Source organism: Mycobacterium sp. UM_WGJ (assembly GCF_000455125.1).
Classification (GTDB): domain Bacteria; phylum Actinomycetota; class Actinomycetes; order Mycobacteriales; family Mycobacteriaceae; genus Mycobacterium.
The window spans coordinates 35,893-58,016 of sequence record NZ_AUWR01000041.1; the positions used below are offsets into that span (position 1 = coordinate 35,893).

The 22,124-nt window shown below is 68.1% G+C and carries 20 protein-coding genes; 9 read left to right on the top strand and 11 right to left on the bottom strand.

What is annotated here, in order from left to right; translation table 11 throughout:
• Positions 1 to 67 precede the first annotated feature (67 nt).
• On the bottom strand, positions 68 to 1,219 hold the full coding sequence (locus N416_RS0113730; protein WP_024442681.1) for an acyl-CoA dehydrogenase family protein: 1,152 nt from the start codon (positions 1,217 to 1,219) through the stop codon (positions 68 to 70).
• A 27-nt stretch (positions 1,220 to 1,246) separates the two neighbouring features.
• Between N416_RS0113730 and N416_RS0113735 the strand changes: the two genes are divergently transcribed.
• A complete protein-coding gene (locus N416_RS0113735) occupies positions 1,247 to 2,215 on the top strand; it encodes a MaoC family dehydratase (RefSeq protein ID WP_024442682.1) in 969 nt (322 codons plus the stop codon).
• Between the two features lie 9 nt (positions 2,216 to 2,224).
• On the opposite strand, the gene N416_RS0113740 is transcribed toward N416_RS0113735, so the two are convergent.
• The 3 genes from N416_RS0113740 to N416_RS0113750 are packed head-to-tail and all read right to left on the bottom strand — an operon-like array spanning position 2,225 to position 5,342.
• Complete coding sequence (locus tag N416_RS0113740; RefSeq protein WP_024442683.1) at positions 2,225 to 3,382, bottom strand: acyl-CoA dehydrogenase family protein; 1,158 nt, start codon at positions 3,380 to 3,382, stop codon at positions 2,225 to 2,227.
• A gap of 1 nt (position 3,383) precedes the next feature.
• Positions 3,384 to 4,442, bottom strand: coding sequence for an acyl-CoA dehydrogenase family protein (locus N416_RS0113745; protein WP_024442684.1), 1,059 nt, complete (start codon positions 4,440 to 4,442; stop codon positions 3,384 to 3,386).
• A 3-nt stretch (positions 4,443 to 4,445) separates the two neighbouring features.
• Positions 4,446 to 5,342, bottom strand: a complete 897-nt coding sequence (locus N416_RS0113750; protein ID WP_024442685.1) for an alpha/beta hydrolase — start codon at positions 5,340 to 5,342, stop codon at positions 4,446 to 4,448.
• A gap of 89 nt (positions 5,343 to 5,431) precedes the next feature.
• On the opposite strand from N416_RS0113750, the gene N416_RS0113755 reads away from it, so the two are divergent.
• The gene (locus tag N416_RS0113755) at positions 5,432 to 6,661 is read left to right on the top strand and encodes an alpha/beta hydrolase (RefSeq protein ID WP_024442686.1); all 1,230 of its coding nucleotides are present in this window, start codon (positions 5,432 to 5,434) and stop codon (positions 6,659 to 6,661) included.
• Positions 6,662 to 6,705: 44 nt separating this feature from the next.
• Entirely contained in the window at positions 6,706 to 8,124 is a 1,419-nt protein-coding gene (locus N416_RS0113760) for a wax ester/triacylglycerol synthase family O-acyltransferase (protein ID WP_024442687.1), read from the top strand.
• A 3-nt stretch (positions 8,125 to 8,127) separates the two neighbouring features.
• On the opposite strand, the gene fadD12 is transcribed toward N416_RS0113760, so the two are convergent.
• Together fadD12 and N416_RS0113770 are read right to left on the bottom strand one after the other, a co-directional pair.
• Positions 8,128 to 9,762: an acyl-CoA ligase FadD12 gene (gene fadD12 / locus N416_RS0113765; protein ID WP_024442688.1), complete on the bottom strand. Its 1,635-nt coding sequence runs from the start codon at positions 9,760 to 9,762 to the stop codon at positions 8,128 to 8,130.
• A gap of 5 nt (positions 9,763 to 9,767) precedes the next feature.
• Positions 9,768 to 10,508 carry a 1-acyl-sn-glycerol-3-phosphate acyltransferase gene (locus N416_RS0113770; RefSeq protein WP_231384258.1) on the bottom strand — a complete coding sequence of 247 codons (741 nt, stop codon included), beginning with the start codon at positions 10,506 to 10,508 and terminating at the stop codon, positions 9,768 to 9,770.
• Positions 10,509 to 10,697: 189 nt separating this feature from the next.
• Between N416_RS0113770 and N416_RS0113775 the strand changes: the two genes are divergently transcribed.
• Genes N416_RS0113775 through N416_RS0113790 form a run of 4 tightly spaced genes read left to right on the top strand, consistent with a single transcriptional unit; the run spans position 10,698 to position 14,547 of the window.
• Complete coding sequence (locus tag N416_RS0113775; protein ID WP_036458018.1) at positions 10,698 to 11,528, top strand: arylamine N-acetyltransferase; 831 nt, start codon at positions 10,698 to 10,700, stop codon at positions 11,526 to 11,528.
• On the top strand, positions 11,528 to 12,154 hold the full coding sequence (locus N416_RS0113780) for a S1 family peptidase (protein WP_024442691.1): 627 nt from the start codon (positions 11,528 to 11,530) through the stop codon (positions 12,152 to 12,154). Before N416_RS0113775 ends, N416_RS0113780 begins: the two co-directional genes overlap by 1 nt.
• 50 nt (positions 12,155 to 12,204) lie before the next feature.
• On the top strand, positions 12,205 to 14,040 hold the full coding sequence (locus N416_RS0113785; protein WP_024442692.1) for an acyl-CoA dehydrogenase: 1,836 nt from the start codon (positions 12,205 to 12,207) through the stop codon (positions 14,038 to 14,040).
• Positions 14,041 to 14,055: 15 nt separating this feature from the next.
• On the top strand, positions 14,056 to 14,547 hold the full coding sequence (locus tag N416_RS0113790) for a hypothetical protein (protein WP_024442693.1): 492 nt from the start codon (positions 14,056 to 14,058) through the stop codon (positions 14,545 to 14,547).
• Between the two features lie 8 nt (positions 14,548 to 14,555).
• Here the strand turns inward: N416_RS0113790 and N416_RS0113795 are convergent, their stop codons facing one another.
• The 3 genes from N416_RS0113795 to N416_RS0113805 all read right to left on the bottom strand — a co-directional run bounded on the left by N416_RS0113795 (position 14,556) and on the right by N416_RS0113805 (position 17,670).
• The gene (locus tag N416_RS0113795) at positions 14,556 to 15,311 is read right to left on the bottom strand and encodes a hypothetical protein (protein ID WP_024442694.1); all 756 of its coding nucleotides are present in this window, start codon (positions 15,309 to 15,311) and stop codon (positions 14,556 to 14,558) included.
• 64 nt (positions 15,312 to 15,375) lie between these two features.
• On the bottom strand, positions 15,376 to 16,848 hold the full coding sequence (locus N416_RS0113800) for an aldehyde dehydrogenase (RefSeq protein ID WP_036458026.1): 1,473 nt from the start codon (positions 16,846 to 16,848) through the stop codon (positions 15,376 to 15,378).
• Between the two features lie 54 nt (positions 16,849 to 16,902).
• On the bottom strand, positions 16,903 to 17,670 hold the full coding sequence (locus N416_RS0113805) for a class I SAM-dependent methyltransferase (RefSeq protein ID WP_024442696.1): 768 nt from the start codon (positions 17,668 to 17,670) through the stop codon (positions 16,903 to 16,905).
• Between the two features lie 43 nt (positions 17,671 to 17,713).
• Between N416_RS0113805 and N416_RS0113810 the strand changes: the two genes are divergently transcribed.
• A complete protein-coding gene (locus N416_RS0113810) occupies positions 17,714 to 18,868 on the top strand; it encodes a glycosyltransferase family 4 protein (RefSeq protein WP_024442697.1) in 1,155 nt (384 codons plus the stop codon).
• Positions 18,869 to 18,880: 12 nt separating this feature from the next.
• On the opposite strand, the gene N416_RS0113815 is transcribed toward N416_RS0113810, so the two are convergent.
• Positions 18,881 to 20,212, bottom strand: coding sequence for an amidase (locus N416_RS0113815; protein WP_024442698.1), 1,332 nt, complete (start codon positions 20,210 to 20,212; stop codon positions 18,881 to 18,883).
• 80 nt (positions 20,213 to 20,292) lie between these two features.
• On the opposite strand from N416_RS0113815, the gene N416_RS0113820 reads away from it, so the two are divergent.
• Positions 20,293 to 20,718: a thiol-disulfide oxidoreductase DCC family protein gene (locus N416_RS0113820; protein WP_024442699.1), complete on the top strand. Its 426-nt coding sequence runs from the start codon at positions 20,293 to 20,295 to the stop codon at positions 20,716 to 20,718.
• Positions 20,719 to 20,862: 144 nt separating this feature from the next.
• Here the strand turns inward: N416_RS0113820 and N416_RS23550 are convergent.
• Positions 20,863 to 22,124 (bottom strand): hypothetical protein (locus N416_RS23550; protein WP_024442700.1); only part of this gene is annotated, 1,262 nt, incomplete at its 5' end.

Genomic DNA, 22,124 nt, shown 5'->3' on the forward strand with positions numbered 1-22,124 from the left:
GCCCAGGAAAAACACCCCGCACAGATCGTGCGGGGTGTTTTTCGTTGCGCCGGGGACAGCGTGGCGGCTAAACCCCGCCGCGGGCAACCAGTTGTGCCGCAATCACATTGCGCTGAATCTCGTTGGTGCCCTCGCCGACGATCATCAGCGGTGCGTCCCGGAAGTAGCGTTCCACGTCGTATTCGGTGGAGTAGCCGTAGCCGCCGTGGATGCGTACCGCGTTGAGCGCGATCTCCATCGCGGCTTCCGATGCGAACAACTTGGCCATGCCGGCCTCCATGTCGCAGCGCTGCCCGCTGTCGTAGCGCTCAGCGGCGTATCTGGTGAGCTGGCGGGCGGCCGTCAACTTGGTCGCCATGTCGGCCAGATAATTGCCCACGCTTTGGTGCTTCCAGATCGGCTGTCCGAAACTCTCCCGTTGTTGGGCGTAGGTGAGGGCATCTTCGAGCGCGGCGGTCGCTACGCCCAGGGCCCGCGCCGCCACCTGGATGCGGCCGGTCTCCAGGCCCTTCATCATCTGGGCGAAGCCGCTGCCGGGCGTGCCGCCGAGCACCGCAGCCGCCGGCACCCGGCAGCCGTCGAAGCTCAGCTCGCAGCTCTCCACCCCCTTGTAGCCCAGCTTCGGCAGGTCCCGCGAGATCGTCAGCCCGGCGCTGGGATTCTCCACCAGCAGCACCGAAATGCCGGTGTGCCGCGGAGTGGCCTTCGGATCGGTTTTGGCCAGCAGCGCTATCAGTCCCGAATAGCGGGCGTTGGAGATCCACGTCTTGGACCCGTTGATCACCAGCGTGTCCGGGTCGGCCGACGGCACCGCGGACGTCGTCATGTTCTGCAGGTCACTGCCGCCGCCCGGTTCGGTCAGGGCCATCGTGGCGCGCAGCGCTCCGGTAGCCATGGCCGGCAGGTAACGCTGCTTCTGTTCGTCGGTACCGAACAGGCTCAGCAGCTTCGCGACCACGGTATGGCCGCCCATGGCCCCGGCCAGGCTCATCCAACCGCGAGCCAGCTCCTGGGTGACCAGGACGTAGCACGGCATCGACACCGGTGTGCCGCCGTATTCCTCCGGAACGGCCAGACCGTAGATGCCGAGGTGCTTCATCTGTTCGATCCACGCCTCCGGGTAGGTGTTGGCGTGCTCGACGTCGCGGACCGCCGGTTTCACCTCCCGGTCGATGAACTGACGCACCGTTTCGACCAGGATCGACTCTTCGTGGTTCACCGGTTCACCGTATGTCAGGATTTTCGTGTGACCAGCGGCCCCTACTTCGACGAGCTCCGGGTCGGCCAGGTGTTCGACGCAGCTCCGGCGATGACTCTGACGGCCGGTGCGGCGGCACTGCATCAGGCGATCCTCGGAGACCGGCTACGGCTGCCGCTGGACGCCGAATTGTCTCGGGCGGTGACGGGGTCCACGACCCCACTGGCTCACCCCGGGCTGGTCTGCGACGTCGCGATCGGGCAGTCCACGCTGGTCACCCGGCGCGTCAAAGCCAACCTCTTCTACCGCGGCCTGGCCTTCTTCCGGTATCCGGTGATCGGCGACACCGTTTTCACCCGCACCGAAGTCGTTGGATTGAAGCAGAATTCAGCCAAGCCCGGGCGAGAACCCACCGGCCTGGTGGCACTGCGGATCACCACCATCGACCAGGTGGACCGGCCGGTGCTCGACTTCTACCGGTGCGCGATGCTGCCGCTGTCGCCTGATGCCGCTGATACCGGCCACGGCGATGACCTGTCTGCCATTGGCGCAGGGCTCGCGGCGCCTGTGGACGTGACCGCGGACTGGGACGGCGCGGAGTTTCGGCAACGGGTGCCGGGGCCCCACTTCGACCCGGATCTCGTGGGGACCGTCCTGACCAGCACGGGCGACGTGGTCTCGGGTGCCCCGGAGCTTGCCCGGCTGACACTCAATGTTGCGGCTACACATCATGATTCGCGGGTCGCTGGGCAGCGACTGGTCTACGGCGGGCACACCATCGGGCTGGCGCTGGCGCAGGCGTCGCGACTGCTGCCGAATCTGGTCACGGTGCTGGGCTGGCAGTCCTGCGATCACACCGCGCCGGTGCACGAAGGCGACACCCTCTACAGCGAGCTACACATCGAGTCGGCCCGCGACAACGTGTTGGGGCTGCGATCGCTGGTCTATGCCGCCGGTGCCGATGGTGAGCCGGACCGTCAGGTGCTGGACTGGCGTTTCACCGCCTTGCAGTTCTGAGCGGCCATGTCAGTGCGGTAGATCCCGGAACGGGGCGTCGCGATAGGGATCGGGCTCCTTGGGCAGGCCCAGCACTCGCTCGCCGATGATGTTGCGCTGAATCTGGTCCGTGCCGCCGCCGATCGAGGTGAAGTAGGCGTTGAGCGCCCGGAAGGTCACCGCGTCGCCGACCGGATTGTCCGGACCGCTGAGCATCGACTCGACGCCGACGATCTCGGTCTGGACCCGGGCGGTCTCGTGCAGGATGCGCGACATGGCGATCTTGCCGAGCGCCAGCAGGGTGGCGGCCTCGGCGCGGTCGGTGCTGGTCTTGGCGCGCTGGTTGTTCCAGCGGTTCACCGTCGTCAGCGCCTGGATGCGGGCGACCTCCTGGCGAATGTGGGAGTCCGAAAGGCGCCCGGCATCCCGGGCCAAGTCGACTAAGCCGCTGGACTTCTCCTTGCGGCGTGCGGTGCGCGCGACATCACCCATCAGGCGCCGCTCGTAGCCCAGTGCCACCTGCAGCACCGACCATCCTTCGCCGGGTTCGCCGATCCGGTTGGCGTCGGGAACCCGGGCGTTGGTCAGAAACACCTCATTGAACTCTGATTCGCCGGTGATCTGGTGGATCGGCCGGACCTCCACGCCGGGCTGGCGCATCGGCAGCATGAAGAAGGTGATCCCGTTGTGCTTGGGTACGTCCGGGTTGGTGCGGGCCACCAGCATGCCGTAGTCGGCGGTGGTCGCGAACGACGTCCAGACCTTCTGCCCGTTGACAACCCAGTCATCACCGTCGCGCTCGGCGCGGGTGCGCAGACCGGCCAAGTCCGATCCTGCGCCGGGCTCGCTGTAGAGCAGGCACGACTTGGTTTCGCCCCGCAGCGCCGGGGGCAGCAGCCGGTGCTTCTGTTCGTCGGTGCCCCGGTCATGGATTGTGCAGGCGAACAGGTCGGCCCGGTCGTGACCGGTTCCTGGGGCGCCGACGGCAGCGAATTCGGATGCCACCAAACGGGATTGCCGGTCGGTCAGGCCACGGCCGTAGCAGTCCGGCTCCCAGCTCGGAGCGGTCCATCCGGCGGCGAGCATCGCCGCGGCGAAGGTGGCCCGGTCGGTGCCGGGCGCCCAGTTGGCGGCTAGCCAGTCGCGGACTTCGGCGCGAAGTGCGTCGTCAGGGTCGGGCAGCGTCATCTCACGCTCCGATCTCTTGCAGGTACCGCTCCCGGTGCCAGGACGGGCTGCCGAACAGGTGGGCATCGCTGCGCGCCCGGCGCAGATAGCGGTGCGCGGGATGTTCCCAGGTGAATCCGATTCCGCCATGAACCTGGATGTTGGTGGCACCCACAAAGACGAAGGCATCCGAGCAATATGCCTGGGCCAGTGCGAGATCCGCGGTCCAGTCAGCCGATCCGCCCGCCCCGGCCGTGGCCACCTGGCGAGCAGCCGTCACCGCCGACTCGGCCTCCAACAACATGTCGGCGCACATGTGCTTGACGGCTTGGAAGCTGCCGATGGCGCGGCCGAACTGGAAGCGGGTCTTGGCGTAGTCGCGGGCCATCTCCATGGCGAACCTGGCGGCACCGGCCTGTTCACCGAGCAGTGCCACCGCGGAACGGTCCAGCGCAGCGGTCAAGGCGGCGACCCCGGCTCCGGCCGAGCCGACCGCGGTCGCCGGGGCGTCCGTCAACCGGACCAGGCACAGCCGGCGGGAGGGGTCGACGGTGGTCAGTGGTTCCACGGTGACGCCCGCTCCGGCCGGGTCGACGGCGAAGATCCCGGGTCCGTCCTCGGCGTCCGCCAGAACGTAGAGCAGGTCGGCGGTGTCCGCGTCGAGCACGAACCGCTTCTCGCCGGAGACCAATCCACCGCGGGCCGTGGTAGCCGGTGTGGCGGGTGGTCGGGTGGAATCGCTCTCGGCGAATGCGACCGTGACCCGGGTGCGCCCGGCGGCGATCGCCGGTAGCACGGCCTCGCGTTGTGCCGGGTCGTCCACTGCCAGCAGCAGATTGACCGCGAGCACCGCCGTCGACAGGTACGGACCGGAGTACAGGACCCGGCCCAGCTCTTCGGCGACCACGCCTACCTCGACCAGTCCGGCATCCGCACCGCCGTACTGCTCGGGCACCAACAGTCCGAGCAGGCCCATCGCCGCCAACTCGGACCAGACATCGTCGTCGGGCGAGCGTTTGGTCATCAACTCTGCGACCGCGCCCCGCAGCGCCCGCAGTTCTTCGGGGCTGGAACCGGCCACCGCTCAGGCCCCCCGGCCGAAGGCGTTACGCAGGCTCTCGCACTGTCGGGCGAAAAACGCCCGTGACACCGCGACTTTGGGCCTCAACAGGTCGAACCCGTGGAATGCCCCGGGGACGGTCTCCACCTCGCAGGGCACGCCGGCCTGCCGCAGTCGCTCTGCGTAGGCCAGATCCTCGTCGTGGAACAGATCAAAGGTGCCCACCCCGATCCAGGCCGGCGCCAGCCCGCTCAGGTCGGCACGTCGTGCCGGCACCGCGATCTGCGGATCCGTGTCGCCCAGATAGGCGGTCCAGCCGAACAGGTTGCTCCGCGGATTCCACAGTCGGTAGCTCCGATTGGCCGGCAGTGCCGCGCTGCGATCGTCCAGCATCGGGTACACCAGCAGCTGCAGCACGGGGGAGACCTCGCCGCGGTCGGCGGCCAACTGCGCCAGGGCCGCGGCCAGCCCGCCGCCGGCACTGGCACCGCCGATCGCGATCCGGGCCGGATCGACCCCGGGCAGCTCCGCGAGCCGGGTCAGTGCCGCCCAGCAGTCCTCCAACGCGGCGGGATAGGGGTTCTGGGGCGCCAGTCGGTAGTCCACCGACGCGACCGTGGCACCCAGTTCCGTGCTGAACCTGCGGCAGAGCCGGTCATCCTGGGCTGCCGTGCCGATGACGTAGCCGCCACCGTGGATCCACAGCAGTGCCGGCGCGGGATCGGCGGTGCGATTCGGCGGCCGAAAAACCCGGATGGTGGCCCCCGAGGGCAAACCCAAGACCTCGACGTCGGCGGGGGTGCGTCGGCCCTGCATCCCGGTGAGGGCCTGCAGCACCGGCAGGGTCCGGCGCCCGAGCCCGCCACGCGGAAGGAACCGGGCAGTTCTGCGCAGATCTGGATGGAACCCGCTGCTTACCATCGGCTCAGTATCGCTGGCGCCGGATCGGCGGCGCCGCCAACCCACCCGATTGCGACCGCCTCCGACCCCAAACGCGATACCCTGCGCGAATGACGGGACGATCGCAGACCCCGGAGACCGGACTTAACCTGGCTGGCCGGCTGCGCTGGCTGAAGCGAGCCCGAACGGCCGACTATCTGCTGGCGTTCAGCGTCGCCTCAGCGTCGTTGCCGGTGGTCGGGAAGCACCTGGAACCCCTGGGCGGGATGACCGCGATGGGGGTGTGGGGCACCCGTCATATGCCGGAGTTCTTCTCCAGCGCCGCTAAGTCGTGGCTGGCCCCGGGGTCCGCGGCCGTCCGCAAGCAGGAGCGCGAGCAGACCCACGTGGTCAGCGATGCCGCGCTGCGTGGGGTGGTCTCGGCAGCCGATCTCGACATCGACTGGCCCGAGCCGGAGCAGGCGCCGCCGGTGGCAAAGGCGCTGCAGCACCGCCGGAACATCTATCGCTCCGGGGTGCAATACGGCAGCGACCCCGCGCAGGTACTCGATGTGTGGCGGTCCCGCGAGCTGCCCGACGGTCCCGCCCCGGTGCTGATCTACGTCCCCGGTGGTGCCTGGGTGCATGGCAGCCGGCTGTTGCAGGGTTATGCGCTGCTGTCCCATCTGGCCGAGCAGGGCTGGGTGTGTCTGTCGATCGACTACCGGGTCGCACCGCACAACCGGTGGCCGAGCCACATCGTCGACGTCAAGACCGCGATCGCCTGGGCGCGCGCCAACGTCGACAAATTCGGCGGTGACCGCAGCTTCGTTGCCGTGGCGGGTGCCTCGGCCGGCGGGCATCTGGCCGCCCTGGCCGGGCTGACCGGCAGTGCGGTCGACTTCGAGTTCGCCGACCAACTGCCGGCAGGTGGGGACACCTCAGTCGACGCCGTGGTGGGGATCTACGGCCGCTACGACTGGGAAGACCGCTCCACCCGCGAGCGGGTCGCCTTCGTCGATTTCCTGGAGCGGGTCGTGGTCGGTCGCTCGATGCGGCGCCATGGCGACATCTACCGGCAGGCCTCCCCGATCGCGCGGGTGCATCCGGATGCGCCGCCGTTCCTGGTGGTGCACGGCAGCGCCGACACGGTCATCCCGGTGCAGCAAGCCCGTAGCTTCGCCGACCGATTGCGGGCGGTGTCGCGTTCCAAGGTCGGCTACCTGGAGCTGCCCGGTGCAGGGCATGGTTTCGACATGACCGATGGCGCGCGCACCGGTGCGATGAGCACGGCAATCGGTTTGTTTCTCAACCAGATTCACCGCGACCGCACCACCGTCGGGAGCAAACAGATCATCTGAACCCGTACGCCACGGTATGGTCCCTGCATGACGAGGGGTCACGGGTGAAGCGGCTCACCGGGTGGGATGCGGTTCTGCTGTACAGCGAGACGGCAAACGTGCACATGCACACTTTGAAGATCGCGGTGATCGAGCTGGACGCCGATCGGCGCGGGTTCGACGTCGAAGCCTTTCGGCGGGTGATCCACGGCCGGCTCTACAAGTTGGATCCGTTCCGATACCAACTGGTGGACATCCCCGGTAAGTTCCATCACCCGATGTGGCGGGAGAACTGCGAAGTCGACCTGGCCTACCACATCCGGCCGTGGTCGCTGCCCGCTCCGGGCGGCCGCCGCGAACTCGATGAGGCCATCGGCGAGATCGGCAGCACGCCGCTGGACCGTAGCCGGCCGTTGTGGGAGATGTACTTCATCGACGGGCTGGCAAACAACCGGATCGCGGTGGTCGGCAAGATCCACCACGCCCTGGCCGACGGGATCGCGTCGGCGAACCTGATGGCCCGCGGAATGGACCTGGTGGCCGGCCCACAGCACGAGCACGACTCCTACGAAACCGATCCCGCCCCCACCAGCGGACAGTTGGTGCGCTCAGCGTTCCGCGACCATTTCCGGCAGATGGGCAAGATCCCGGCGACCATCGGCTACACGGCGTCCGGTATCGGGCGGGTCCGGCGTAGCACGCGCAAGCTCTCCGCCGACCTGACTCGGCCGTTCACTCCGCCGCCGAGTTTCCTCAACCACGTGCTGACCCCGGAACGGCGCTTCGCCACCGCAACACTGGCGCTGGCCGATATCAAGGCGACCAGCAAGCAGTTGGGTGTCACCATCAACGATCTGGTGCTGGCCATCTCAGCCGGGGCGTTGCGCACGCTGCTGCTGCGCTACGACGGAAAGGCGGATCATCCGCTGCTGGCGTCGGTGCCGATGAGCTTCGACTTCTCCGCGGACCGGATCTCCGGCAACAGGTTCTCCGGAGTGCTGGTGGCGTTGCCGGTCGATGTGGCCGACGTTCGAGAACGGATCGCTAAAGCCCGGGAGGCGGCCGATCTGGCCAAGGAGGCCCACCACCTGGTCGGACCAGAGCTGGTCAGCCGGTGGTCGGCGTACCTGCCGCCCGCGCCGGCGGAGTCGTTGTTCCGGTGGTTGTCGGGCAAGGACGGTCAGAACAAGGTTCTCAACCTCAACATCTCCAATGTTCCCGGCCCGCGGGAGCGTGGCAGGGTCGGCGGTGCGCTGGTCACCGAGATCTATTCGGTGGGGCCGTTGACCGCCGGCAGTGGTCTGAACATCACGGTGTGGAGCTATGTCGACCAGCTCAACATCTCGGTGCTGACTGACGGTGCCACCGTTGAAGATCCGCATGAGGTGACCACCGCACTGGTCAACGAGTTCATCGAGATCCGCCGTGCCGCTGGGTTTTCCGAGGAGCTGACCACCGTCGAGTCGGCGATGGCGCCCGCTTAGGTCTCAGTCGGACGCTGCCAGCGCCTGCAGTTCGCGACGCAGGACCTTGCCGGTGTTGTTGCGCGGCAGCGCATCCATGATGGTGATATCGCGCGGCACCTTGTAGCCGGCCAGATTCTCCCGGACGTGCTGCTTCAGTTCGTCGGGCGAGGCTGAGCTACCCGGCGTCAACACCACGAAGGCCGCCAGTCGCTGTCCGTAGTCGGCATCGTCGACACCGATCACCGCGGCCTCTGCGACGGCGCCATGCTTGATCAGCGCCTTCTCCGTCTCGATCGGGTAGACGTTCTCTCCCCCCGAGACGATCATCTCGTCATCCCGTCCGACCACGAAAAGCCTGCCGGTGCTGTCGAAGTAGCCCAAATCGCCGGACGCCATGAAACCGTCGTGGAACAACTTCGAATCGCCGCCGGTGTAGCCGTCGAACTGCGAGGAGTTGCGAACGAAGATCTGCCCGGTCACCCCGGTCGGAACCTCGGCGAAATCGGCGTCCAGGATTCGGATCTCGCTCCCCGGTGCCGGACGGCCGGCGGTGTCGGGGGAGTAGCGCAGGTCCTCCGGTGTGGCCAGCGCGATCATGCCGGCTTCGGTGGCGTTGTAGTTGTTGTAGACCACATCGCCGAAGGTGTCCATGAACGCCGTCACCACGTCGGGATGCATCCGTGAACCAGAGGCTGTTGCGAACCGAAGTGACTTACAAGGGTATTGGGATCGAACATCATCGGGCAGCGCCATGATCCGGTCGAACATGACCGGTACGACGCACAGCCCGGCCGCCTGGTTGGACTCGATCAGTCCCAGGGTGGCTTCGGGATCGAATTTCCGTCGGGTGGCGATCGTGCACGCCATGGTGAGCGCCAGCGCCAGCTGGGAGAACCCCCAGGCGTGGAACATCGGCGCGGCGATGACCACGGTTTCCTCGGTGTGCCAGGGGATCCGGTCGAAAATGGCTTGCAGGTCGGCGATTCCGCCTCCACCGCGGCCGGAGCGGCGAGCCCCCTTGGGGGTGCCGGTGGTTCCGGAGGTGAGCATGACCAGCTTGCCGCTACGAGACGCTTTGGCCGGTCGGCGGCCGGCATTGGCGTTGATCAACTCGTCTGCCGTCAGGCCGGGGACCGCACTGTCGGCCCAACTGACCACCCGCGTACACCCCGAGCCGGCCGGCACGGCCAGATCCACGGCGGCGGTGAACTCCTCGTCGTAGAAGATCAGGTCGACGCCTTCGCGGGCGACGACTTCGGCCAACGCCGGGCCAGCGAAGCTGGTGTTGAGCAACAACACGTCTGCGCCGATCCGATTGGCGGCCGCCAGCGCCTCGATGAAGCCGCGGTGGTTACGGCACATCAACGCGATCGCCTGCGGCGTCCGGCCGGGCAGCCGTTGCAGGCCGGCGGCCAGCGCGTTGCAGCGCCGGTCGAGTTCGGCGTAGCTGCAGGTGCCGTGCTCGTCGATGATCGCCGGGCGGTCACCGCAGCGCTGGGCTGCCATGGCGATACCGGTAGTGGTGGTGCCGCCCTCGGCGGCCGCGGCGACGGCGATCCGCAGGTACTTGTCCGGGCGCATGGGCGCCAACAGTCCGGCCCGGGTGAAGGTCACCAGCATCGAGCCGACCCGGTTTAGCGAGTCGAAAAGGCCCATCGCGTTCAGCCCAGGACCGGCAGACGGCGTTCGCTGGCGAGCTTGTCCAGCGCTTTCTGCATGACGGCACGCACGTGCGCGTCGACGAGGTCGATGTCGGGGTCCTCGCCGAACTCGGCGATGATGTCGATCGGCTCGCACACCTGCATCACGATCTTGGTGGGCAGCGGCAGGTTGACCGGCAGCACCGCGGACAGGCCGAAGGGGAAGCCGAACGAGATCGGCAGAATCTTGACCCGCATCAGCTTGTCCAGGCGCAGCGCCTTGGCCAGTCCGGTGCCGCGGGACAGGTAGAACTGGCTTTCCTGGCCGCCGATCCCGACCGTCGGCACGATCGGCACACCGGCGTTGATCGCGGCGCGAATGTAGCCCTTGCGGCCGCCGAAGTCGATCTTGTTCTCTTCCAGCGTCGGCCGGTAGACGTCGTAGTCGCCGCCGGGGAAGACCACCACCACGCCGCCGGAGCGCAGCGCCTCGTCGGCGTTGGCATGGTTGGCCGGGATGAACCCGGTCTTGCGGAAGAAGTCCGCGGTGACGCCGGTGAAGATCAGGTCGTGGCTGAGCGTGTAAACCGGGCGGTCGTAGCCGAATGTCTCGTAGAAACCGGTGGCGAACACCGGCACGTCCATCGCGAACAGGCCACCGGAATGGTTCGACACCACCAGTGCGCCGCCGTTGGGGAACGACTCCAAGCCGCGCACCTCAGCACGGTGGTAGCCCTTGATGAACGGTCGTAACAGGCCCATGACCCGTTCGGTCAGACCCGGGTCCCACTTCGTGATGGGCCGGGGAAGGTCGTCCGACCAGTCGTTGTCCGGCGTGTCCACCACGGCCCCCTTAAGTGAAACGTGTTCTAGTTTTGTCCATGTTACCGGGTCAGGACCCCTGGTGGATACCATCAGCGAACTGTTCCGGGTAGCCGAAGGGAGCTCCGCATCGACGTGCAGGCGTACTTCGACCGCATCGGCTATCGCGGTGGCACCGAGCCGACGCATGAGACGCTCACCGCCCTGGTGTCCGCGCACGTCCGCGGCATCCCGTTTGAGAATCTCGACCCACTGATGGGTGTTCCGGTGATCGACCTCAGCTCGGCCGCACTGTGCGCCAAGCTGGTGGCGCGACGTCGCGGTGGCTACTGCTACGAGCACAACAACCTGATGCGCGACGTGCTGTGCGCGCTCGGCTTCGGAGCCGAGCGACTGGCCGGGCGGGTGGTGTGGATGAGCCCGGAGGGACTGGACGGGCCGTCGCATCCGCAGACCCACCAGGCGTTGGCGGTGACGATCCCGGGGGCCGGGCAGCGCTATCTCGTCGACGTGGGATTCGGCGGGCAGACGCCCACGGCACCGATCCCGATGATCCCCGACGAGGTTCAGCAGACCTCCCACGAGCCGTTCCGGCTGCGTACCCGCGGTAGCGGCGCAGATGAATGGGTGTTGGAGACACTGATCGGCGAGCGCTGGCGGCCGCTGTACATCGTGGGACTGCAGCCACGGCCGCTGATCGACATGCAGGTGGGCAGCTGGTACGTGTCCACCTACCCCGAGTCGAACTTCGTCGTCGGCCTCAGTGTGGCGCTGGTGACCGACGATGCCCGCTGGAACCTGCGCGGTCGCAACCTGGCGATCCACTCCCGCAGCGGCACCGAGCGGATTCGGTTCGACGACGCCGCGCAGGTGTGTGAGGCTCTGACCGACCGCTTCGGCATCGATCTCGCCGGTTTGGGCGACGTCGAGACCAAGGTGGCATCGGTGCTGGACACCTGATGGTCAAGATCGCGTTGGCGGGCGTCCTGGCAGCCGCGGGCCTGAGCTTCGCCGGCATCGCGTCGGCCGGGCCGATGCCGGGCATCGAGTTGCTGGACGACAGCAGCAGCTGCACAGCGGGCTTTCTGGCCCAGGACGACGCCGGCGGCTACTACCTGCTGACCAGCGGTCACTGCGATTCGCACGACGGGTCGCAGTGGACCGACATCTTCGAGACGCCGCTCGGAATCATCACCGCCAGCGAAGACAATGGCGAGGACCGCGACGCCGCGATCATCCGGCTCGAGCCCGATGCCGGCCGGCCCAACCCCAAGATCGCTGGCCGTTATCCGGTGGCCGGTGTGCTGCCGCCGGATCAGATCCACGTCGGTATGACGATCTGCAAGGTCGGTGCCCAGACAGGTGAGACCTGCGGTCCGGTGACCGCCGTCAACGGCAACCTGGTGGAAACCCGCGTGTACAGCACCATCGGTGACAGCGGCAGCCCCGGCTTCGTGGTCAACCCGGACGGCACCGTCAGCGCGGTCGGGATTCTGCAGGGCGGACCGGTCGACGACGACTCGAGCACCGACTTCGTCCTGGTGGAGCCGATCCTGCGACAGTGGGGATTGCACGTAGTGCGTTAGAACGTTGCGATTCCGGCGACCTGCGCCGCATCAAGGTGCATGCTGGAATGATGGGTCACTTCAAGAGCAATGTGCGCGACCTGGAATTCAATCTGTTCGAACTGCTGGGCCTGGAGCAGTGCTTGGCTGACGGCGCGTTCGGAGATCTCGACGGCGACACCGTGCGCCAGATGCTGGCCGAAGCCGCCCGGCTCGCCGAGGGGCCGGTGGCCGAGTCCTTTGCCTCCAGCGACCGCTATCCGCCGGTGTTCGACCCGGCCACCCACAGCGTCACGCTGCCCGAACCCTTCAAGGAGTCCCTGCGGGCCTGGAAGGAGGGCGAGTGGTTCCGGATCGGCCTGGACGAGGCGGTCGGCGGGGTGCCGGCGCCGTCGATGGTGTCCTGGGCGATCAACGAATTGGCGCTGGGCGCCAACCCTGCGGTGTTCATCTTCATGGCCGGCCCGATCTTCGCCAACATCCTTTACGGGCTGGGAAACGAACAGCAGCGGCACTGGGCGTCCATGGTGATCGACCGGAACTGGGCCGCCACCATGGTGCTCACCGAACCCGACGCCGGTTCTGACGTCGGAGCGGGCCGCACCAAGGCCATCGAGCAGCCCGACGGCACCTGGCACATCGACGGCGTCAAGCGATTCATCACCAACGGCGACACCGACGACATGTTCGAGAACATCATGCACATGACCCTGGCCCGTCCCGAGGGTGCCGGACCGGGAACCAAGGGGCTCAGCCTGTTTCTGGTACCTAAATTCCTGCCGGATCCCGAGACGGGGGAGCCCGGCGAGCGCAACGGGGTGTTCGTCACCGGCCTGGAACACAAGATGGGACTGAAGGTTTCGACCACCTGCGAACTCACCTTCGGACAGCACGGCGTTCCGGCGAAAGGGTGGCTGGTCGGCGACAGCCGCAACGGCATCGCGCAGATGTTCCGCGTCATCGAATATGCCCGAATGATGGTGGGAACCAAGGCAATCGCCACGCTGTCAACCGGCTACCTCAACGCGCTGGAATATGCCAAGACCCGCATTCAGGGGGCCGACCTGACCCAGATGACGGACAAGACCGCGCCGCGGGTGTCGATCATCCATCACCCGGATGTGCGGCGCGCCCTGATGATGCAGAAGGTTTACGCAGAGGGGATGCGGGCGCTGTATCTCTACACTGCCGCCCACCAGAACCCGCAAGTCGCCTTGCAGGTCTCGGGCGCTGACGCCGAGATGGCCGAACGGGTCAACGACCTGCTGCTTCCGATCGTCAAGGGTGTCGGTTCGGAACGTGCCTACCAGTACCTGACCGAATCGTTGCAGACGTTCGGCGGCTCGGGTTTCCTGCAGGACTATCCGATCGAGCAGTACATCCGTGACGCCAAGATCGATTCGCTGTATGAGGGCACCACGGCGATTCAGGCCCAGGACTTCTTCTTTCGCAAGATCGCTCGTGACCGCGGTGTGGCGCTGGCGCATCTGGTGGGCCAGATCGAGGCGTTGCTCGACGACGCCGACGGTCACAAGGAACTGGCCGATTCGCGCAAGTTGCTGGCCGCCGCGCTCGACGACGCGCGGGCGATGGTGGCCGCCATGACCGGATACATGTTCGGCTCACAGCAGGACGCCCGAGAGCTCTATCGGGTGGGCTTGGGTTCGGTGCGGTTCCTGCTGGCCGTCGGCGATCTGATGATCGGCTGGCTGCTGATGCGTCAGGCCGAGATCGCGCTGACGGCACTGGACCAAGGAGCGTCCGGCGACGAGCAGCATTTCTACCGCGGCAAGGTGGCGGCGGCAAAGTTCTTCGCGGCCAACGTGTTACCCCGGCTCGCCGCGGATCGCCGAATGGTGGAAAGCGAGGACCTCGCGTTGATGGATCTCGCCGAGGACGCGTTCTAGCGAAAGCGCCCTGCGGTGGACACCCACACCCGGAAATACCGGCTTGCCGATCGCGGCTATGCCATCGTTCGGTGGGCCCATGAGCTGGCCCAGGGCCGCGGCGCGGTCGTGGTGGAAGCGGACATCGAGGCGATCCGGCGTCGCGACGGCGCACTGGCTTTCGTCGACGTGGCACCGTTCAAGACCGTGCCGGACGGGCCGTTGTCGGTGTTGCGCGAACTGCTGGACCTGGAAGCCCTGGAGTTGCGCGCCTGGAGCAGGCGGGGGTTCGCCAGGTTTCACAAGCGTGCTGCGGCCAAACAGGCCGAGCGGATCTGCCGGGAACAGGGCAGCGAAGCTGCCGTCGACTGGGTGCTGGCCAACGCCACCGCCGATCAGGTGGATCTCGACGAGCTCCGGGACCGGCTCGGCGCGCGGCTGTACACCGCCGGCGGGCGCGACGAAGACTACTACCGCGCCCAGGTGGGGCGCTGTATCGAGCATCGAAGGCGCCGCCTCAACGGCTGAGCCGCCGGTCAGCTGCGGCGCTGCCGCACCTTGTAGGTCGAGGGCCACGACACCCGGGTGTCGTCGCCTGACAGCGGTGTTCCCTTGGTGCCGACGGTGACGTTGTAGGCCTCCTCGCCGGGGGCGACCTCACGGTTGGCGTGTTCGGTGGCCAGGTAGTACAGCTGATCGATCTCCAGGTCGACGAAGGCGACAAAGCTCGTCTTGCGCACCGCATCGCCGAAGCCGGCCGTCATGTGATCCGCCACGATGCGCGATGCGATCGCCGCGGCGGCCAGAACCGTGACCGGAATGACCCAGTAGCACAGGTAATTCAGCGGTGTGCCGGCGGCGGGCAGCAGGAGCGCTGGGATCACCGCCGAGACGAACATTGCCGTCACAGCGCCCAGCCAGATCCACGTCACCCGGTGCACGACGGGACCGAACAGCTCCGACTGCGCCACCGCCGCCGGCAGATCCGCCTTCACGACGGCTTCCACCACCGATCTGCCCAGCGCGATGCCGGCGAGCAGCGTCGCGAACAGTCCGGCGACGCTCAATGCCAGCACCCAGTGCTGCGCCCCGGTCAACGCCAGCGGCAATACCGCCAGCACCGCGAACGTCGCAACGGCCCCGATGCCCAGGAGGCGTAACGAGGAGCCGCGGCCGCTGACCACGACGCTGAACGCAAAGACCAACGCCACCGCCGCCGCGATCACCGGTGGCGCGTTGCCCACCAGCACCCAGTACACCGCCCAGGGTGCAAACCACACCAGCACGCCCACGCACGGCAGTATAGGGGCTTACCGTTGCCTCAACGGCAAGGTGAACTGCTCCGGGGCGCTCCGATCAGGCGTCCAGGGTGTAGCCCATCGGCATTAGCACGCTCTTCTGCTGAGTGAAGTGCTCGACGCCCTCTTTGCCGTTCTCCCGGCCGATGCCGGAGTTCTTGAAGCCGCCGAACGGGCAGCACGGGTCGAAGGCGTACCAGTTGATCCCGTAGGTGCCGGTCCGGATCTTGCTCGCGATCTCGATCCCGCGCGGGACATCGGAGGTCCACACGCTGCCGGCCAGTCCGTACACCGAGTCGTTGGCGATCGCGATCGCGTCGTCCTCGGTGTCGTAGGCGATGATCGACAGCACCGGCCCGAAGATCTCCTCCTGGGCGATCGTCATGGAGTTGTCCACGTCGGCGAACACGGTCGGCTCCACGAAGAAGCCGGAGTCCAGCCCCTCGGGGCGGCCGCCGCCGCAGACCAGCCGGGCGCCTTCCTCAATACCCTTGGCGATGTAGCCCTCGACGCGCTCGCGCTGCTTCTCGCTGATCAGCGCACCGATCTGAGCGCCCGGGTCATCCGGCAGGCCGACCGGCAGCGCGGTGACGAAGTTTTTGACCGCCTCCACGACCTCCTCGTAGCGCGAGCGGGGCGCCAGGATGCGGGTCTGGGCGACACACGCCTGCCCGGTGTTCATGATCCCGGAGAACACCAGCATGGGGATGGCCGATGCCAGGTCGACGTCCTCGAGGATGATGGACGCCGACTTGCCGCCGAGCTCCAGCGTGCACGGCTTGAGCAGGTCCGCGGCGCGCTTGCCGATCTCCTTGCCGACGGCCGAGCTGCCGGTGAAGGAGAAGATGTCCACGCCCGGGTTGGAGGTCAGCGCCTGACCGGTCTCGGCGCCGCCCGGCACCACCGAGAGCACGCCTTCCGGCAAGCCCGCGTCGGCGAAGGTCTGCGCCAGCAGGTTCGCGCTGAACGGTGTCTCGGCCGCAGGCTTGAGCACCACCGTGCAGCCGGCCAGCAGGGCCGGCCCCAGCTTGTTGACCGCCAGGAACAGCGGCACGTTCCACGCGACGATCGCGCCGACCACGCCGATCGGTTCGCGGCGCACGATCGTCTGACCGTAGGCGCCGGTGCGGATCTCTTCCCAGCTGACCTCGTCGGCGGCCGGGCCGGCGAAGAAGTTCAGCGCGCCCAGCGAGCTCATCCAGTGCATTGTCTCGACGCTCAGCGGGGGCTGGCCGGTCTCGGCGCCCAGCAGCGCGGTGAACTGGTCTTTGCGCTCTTCCATCAGCTTGATCGCGGCGGCGATCACCGCGGCCCGCTCGGCGGGCGGGGTGGACGGCCACGGGCCGGAGTCAAACGCGGTGCGCGCGGCGGCCACCGCCGCGTCCACATCTGCTTTGGCAGCCAGCGGCACCTTGCCGACATACTCGCCGGTGGCCGGGTTGTGCACCTCGATCACCTGATCGGTGGACGGGGCGGTCCACTTGCCGCCGATGAAGAGGGTGTCGTATTCGGTGATGCTGGAGTCGGTCATGGGCGCCACCCTACCTAGCCGACGGACGGATTAGAACACGTTGCAGTCAATCCGTTATTCCGTTTGCAGCACCAGCACCAGGTTGCTCACACCGAACTCGCGAATCCCTGGCACCTTGGTGATCGACCACGCCCATCGCGGGTGATAACGGGGGAAAGCTGCGACCAGAGCGCCGGTGTGGCGAGCCCACTCCAAGCCCTCGGCGGCAGACACCGCGAACAATGACGAGCCGTAGTTGTTCTTGGGCGGGTGGCCGTGCCGGCGGGTGTAGCGCCGGGCGGCTCGCTGTCCGCCCAGGTAGTGGGTCAGGCCCATCTCGTGACCGCCGAAGGGACCCAGCCACACCGTGTAGGACAGCACCGCCAGCCCGCCGGGCCGGGTGACCCGCAGCATCTCGTTGCCCAGCTGCCAGGGCCGCGGCACGTGCTCGGCGACGTTGGAGGACAGGCAGATGTCCACGCTGGCGTCGGCGAACGGCAGCGCCATCCCCGAGGCCCGCACGAACGTCCCCGCGGCGCCCGCGGGCAGAGGGCCCGCCGCGTGCACTTCCCCGGGGTCGGGTTCCACGCCGATATAGCGCAGACCGGCCTCGGCGAAAGCGGTGGCGAAGTAGCCCGGACCGCCGCCGACGTCGAGGACGGTCTTGCCGGCCGGATCGTCGCCGCAGACTCCGCGCCACAGTTCGGTGACCATGGCGGCGGTGTCGTCGGCCAGCGCACCGTAGAACCGATCCGGCGCGGTCTGCTCGTAGCGGAACTGGGACAGCAGGCGCACCGAACGGGCCAGCGTCGCGCGTCGCGCGAACAGGTCGGTGGCAGCCACCGAGCCAGCCTAGGCCGCCAGTAGGCCGACTACCCTGGTCGGCGTGTCTGCTGTCCGCTCGGTCCTGCTGCTGTGTTGGCGTGACACCGGGCATCCGCAGGGCGGCGGCAGCGAGACCTACCTGCAGCGCATCGGCGCCGAGCTGGCCGCCGCCGGCGTGACAGTCACCCTGCGCACCGCCCGCTACCCGGGCGCGCCCAAAGACGAGGTCGTCGACGGCGTGCGCATCAGTCGGCGCGGCGGCCCCTACACCGTGTATCTCTGGGCGCTGGCAGTGATGGCGGCGGCGCGCATCGGGCTTGGACCGCTGCGCGGGCTGCGACCCGACGCGGTGATCGACACCCAGAACGGGCTGCCGTTCCTGGCGCGGCTGATCTACGGGCGGCGGGTCGCGATGCTGGTGCACCACTGCCACCGCGAGCAGTGGCCGGTGGCGGGCCCGGTGCTGAGCCGGATCGGCTGGATGGTGGAGTCGAAACTGTCGCCCTGGCTGAACCGGCGCAACCAATACCTGACCGTGTCACTGCCCTCGTTGCGCGACCTGATCGAGCTCGGAGTCGGTCCCGAGCGCATCGCGGTGGTGCGCAACGGCCTCGATGAGGCGCCGCCGGCAACGCTGACCCGCCCTCGCTCGCCAACGCCGCGGGTGGTGGTGCTGTCTCGCCTGGTGCCACATAAGCAGATCGAGGACGCGCTGGACGCGGTCGCGGCGTTGCGTGCCCACGTGCCGGGCCTGCACCTCGATGTCATCGGCGGAGGTTGGTGGAGCGAGCGGCTGGTGGAGCACGCCGCCGAACTCGGGATCACCGACGCGGTCACCTTCCACGGCCACGTCGATGAGGTCACCAAACACGAACTCGTGCAACAGGCCTGGGTGCATGTGTTGCCGTCCCGCAAAGAGGGCTGGGGCCTGGCCGTCATCGAGGCGGGCCAGCACGGTGTGCCCACCATCGGCTACCGGGCCTCCGGCGGGTTGTCCGATTCGATCGTCGACGGAGTCACCGGGACCTTGGTCGACGATCGCGACGAGCTGGTCGAGCAATTGCGGCGATTGCTGGCGGATGCCGTGCTGCGCGAGCAGCTCGGCGCCAAAGCGCAGGACCGCAGCGCAGAGTTCTCCTGGCGGCAAAGTGCCGAAGGCTTGCATGCCGTGCTGGCGGCCGTCCAGGAACGTCGCTACATCAGCGGTGTGGTCTGAGGCGGTAGCTCCCTAAGCGGTGCGCGGCCAGGGTTGGAGCTGCTCGATCTGAGCGGCTAGGCCTAGCAGGGTCCGCTCCGAGCCGGGTTTGCCGACCAACTGCACGCCGACGGGCAGACCCTGGCGGTCGAGTCCGGCGGGCACGTTCATTGCGGGCCAACCGATGATGTTCCACGGTGCGGCGAAGGGGGCGTAGCGAGCGTTGGCGACCAGCGAGGCGAGCCAGCCCCGCTGCGCCCAGCGTCGTGATCTGATCGGCGGTTGAGCCAGCGTCGGCGTGACCAGGACATCGGTGTCGGCGAAGAAGTCCAACGCGCGCCGCCGCCATACCTCGCGTCCCTTGGGGCTCGCGAGTCCCCGCTTCACGACGGCGTCTCCGATCCGCACATGGATGCGGTTGCGGCGCTCCAGTAAGGCGACGTTCGTCGAAGCGTGTGCATCGGCAGCAGCTCCTGCCGTCCATAACGCCAGTGCGGTCGTGTTCATCAGCGTGGCCGGGTAACGCGGGGTCGCCGACCGAATGCGGTGGCCGCCGCGAAGAATTTCGGCAGTCCGATGGACCGCCTCGGTCCAACCGCGTGCCACCGGCGTCGCGAGGCTGGGAGCCGTGGTCGACACCGCGATCCGCAGGGTGGGCGGATCGATCAGCGCCGCGGCACCGGGATCGCAGGCCAGGACCGAGAACATCAGCGCGGCATCTGCGACCGTGGTCGTGAGCGGCCCGTTCTCCGACATACCTCCCCAGGATGTGTGTGCCTCGCCGACCGGCACCACCCCGTGCCCAGGTTTGAGGCCCACCAAGCCGCAGCACGCAGCCGGGATCCGAATCGAGCCCATGCCGTCGTTCCCGTGGGCGACGGGGACTGCTCCCGATGCGACCGCAGCCGCGGAGCCCCCGGAGGAGCCACCCGGCGTCCGCTGCGGATTCCAGGGATTGCGGGTGACGCCGAAGACTGAATCGGTTGCGCCCCAGACGCAGAGCTCGGGGACGCGGGTCAGTCCGACGATCACCGCGCCGGCGGCGCGGAGGCGACGAACCACCTCGTGATCGGTTGTTCGCGGTGCCGCGCTGGTGGCCAGCGAGCCCTCCCGCATCGGTTCCCCGGCTACGGCGATGTTGTCTTTGATGGCGATCGGAACGCCCGCCAAAGGAAGTGAGCCGCGGTCGTCGCGAGCGTCGATCAGGTCCGCCTCGGCCAGCGCGGCGTCGGTGCGGATCACCTGCCACGCGTTGAAGGCCGGCTGGGTCTGCTCGATCCGGTGCAGCGCTTGCTGTGTGGCGGCTCGCGCCGTCAGAGATCCGCTCTGAACTGCGGCCGCAATCTCGGTCGCGGTGAACTCCACGCCGAGACCCTATCGCGCGCACCCGCGTCCTACCGGCTCATACTGGCCGAAGGAATTGTGCGGAAGCTGGAGGTGTGTCGATGCCCGACGATCGCGCTACGCCGGTGCTGCTTTACGACGGTGTCTGCGGGATCTGCAATCGATCCGTGCAGACCATCCTGCGGTTCGACCGGCGCGGCACCCTGCGATTTGCCGCATTGGAAGGTGACTTCGCGCGCGAGATCATCGAGCGCCATCCGGAGCTGCGAGACATCGACTCGATGGTCTTCGTGGCGAATCCCGGCCGGCCCGATGAGCACATCGATGTTCGATCGGCGGCGGCACTGCGGGTGCTGAGCTACCTGGGTGGGCCATTCCGGCTACTGCTCGCGGCGCGCATCATCCCGGCAGGGCTGCGGGACTGGCTCTACGACCGCTTCGCCGCTGTCCGTTATCGGTTAGGCGGTCGGTACGACACCTGCCCCATCCCCGGGCCCGGTGTACGGGCCCGCTTCCTGGACGCCTAGGTGTCCGTCCCGGCATATGTAGTCGACACGTTCACGGCGGTCAGGTTCGGGGGGAACCCCACCGGCCTCTGCGCGAGGCGGGCAATTGCGGGTCCGCGCTGACGGCGATGGTGTCATCCTGACCGGTCACGCCGTGACCGTCTTTCACGGCGCACTTCGCCGGTGACCGGGCAAGCGTCGTCGTATCGCCGGCGCCGCCAGCCCTCCCGCACCCACCACCAGCATCGCCAGCCACCCCAGGTGCGTGGCCATCGCGGCCCGGCGCGGTCCGGCCGACGCCTTCGGCGCGTGCCCGCCGACCCGGTAGAGGGTAAGACCGGAATCTCGATAGGCGACGGGAAGCCTGTTCAGAGTTTCTGCCGCAGCACCCATTTCGCCGTCCGTATCGGACTCCGTGACCACCCAACCCACGCCTTTGACGCCGAGCGTGGCCGGCTCAGCGCCCGACAACAGTGCCTGCTGGACTTCGCGGGCGTGGCTACCCTCGCCGGTCACGGTCTGTCCGCCGACGGTCAGGTCGCCGGTCGCGAGCACCTCGGCGCGCACCCACCGGGGCAGCGGATCGAGCACCGGAGCCCGCCCCGCCCAGGGGAAGTGGCGCATGGTGTCGGCCGGCAGCACGGCCACCGGGCGCGGGTCGGCATTGATCTTGGCCGCCACCGCCGCCCAACCGGGCGGGTAGTGCACTGGCGTGAGCCGCCCGGCCACCCCCCAGGCCAGGTCGGGCAGGACGACGATCAACGCGATGCAGCACACCAGCGCCGCCCGCGCCGGTGCCAGCCGGTCTCGCAGCCCCATGACCGCCCCGGCGCCGGCCAGCAGGTAGCCCGGCACCGCCAGTGCCACCCACTTCTGACCGTCACGCAGCACCCCGAGCCCTGGTGCGATGTCCGTCGCCCAGCGCAGCAACGCCAGCCCCGGCCCGGTCGCCAGCAGGGTGAACACCAGCACTGTCGAGCCCGCTAGGATCAGTAGCGGCCGCACCGCGGGTAGGTCGCGCACCGACGCCCAGCCCAGCCCCAGTACCCCGATGAACACCGCCGTCGCCAGCAGCGCAAAAGCCGTTCGTCGCGAACCGGGTACCGCCTCGGCGTTCCAGATCCCGCCGAGCCCGGCGAGGCTGCCCAGGGTGCCCAGGCCAGGCTCGGCGCGGGCCGCGAATGCCGCCACCCCGGTGGACTCGCCCTGCGCCGAGCCCGGGCTGAGCACCACCGCCATCAGCCATGGCAACGCGGCGGTCGCGGCGATCGCGCCCGCGCTGGCCGCGCACCACCAGCGCGGCGGCCCGGACCCGGGCGCCGCGACACACGCCAGCGCCACCACCGCCGCCAGCAGCAACCCGGTGGGTGTCAAGCCGGCCAGCGCCAGAAAGAACACCAGGCTGAACAGCCCGGCGGTTCGGCGAG

Coding starts and splice junctions, on each gene's coding strand:
- N416_RS0113785 (WP_024442692.1), top strand. CDS start 12,205: ATGGGTCACTTCAAGAGCAATGTGCGCGACCTGGAATTCAATCTGTTC.
- N416_RS0113740 (WP_024442683.1), bottom strand. CDS start 3,382: ATGACGCTGCCCGACCCTGACGACGCACTTCGCGCCGAAGTCCGCGAC.
- N416_RS0113820 (WP_024442699.1), top strand. CDS start 20,293: ATGCCCGACGATCGCGCTACGCCGGTGCTGCTTTACGACGGTGTCTGC.
- N416_RS0113750 (WP_024442685.1), bottom strand. CDS start 5,342: ATGGTAAGCAGCGGGTTCCATCCAGATCTGCGCAGAACTGCCCGGTTC.
- N416_RS0113780 (WP_024442691.1), top strand. CDS start 11,528: ATGGTCAAGATCGCGTTGGCGGGCGTCCTGGCAGCCGCGGGCCTGAGC.
- fadD12 (WP_024442688.1), bottom strand. CDS start 9,762: ATGGGCCTTTTCGACTCGCTAAACCGGGTCGGCTCGATGCTGGTGACC.
- N416_RS0113770 (WP_231384258.1), bottom strand. CDS start 10,508: ATGGGCCTGTTACGACCGTTCATCAAGGGCTACCACCGTGCTGAGGTG.
- N416_RS0113755 (WP_024442686.1), top strand. CDS start 5,432: ATGACGGGACGATCGCAGACCCCGGAGACCGGACTTAACCTGGCTGGC.
- N416_RS0113800 (WP_036458026.1), bottom strand. CDS start 16,848: ATGACCGACTCCAGCATCACCGAATACGACACCCTCTTCATCGGCGGC.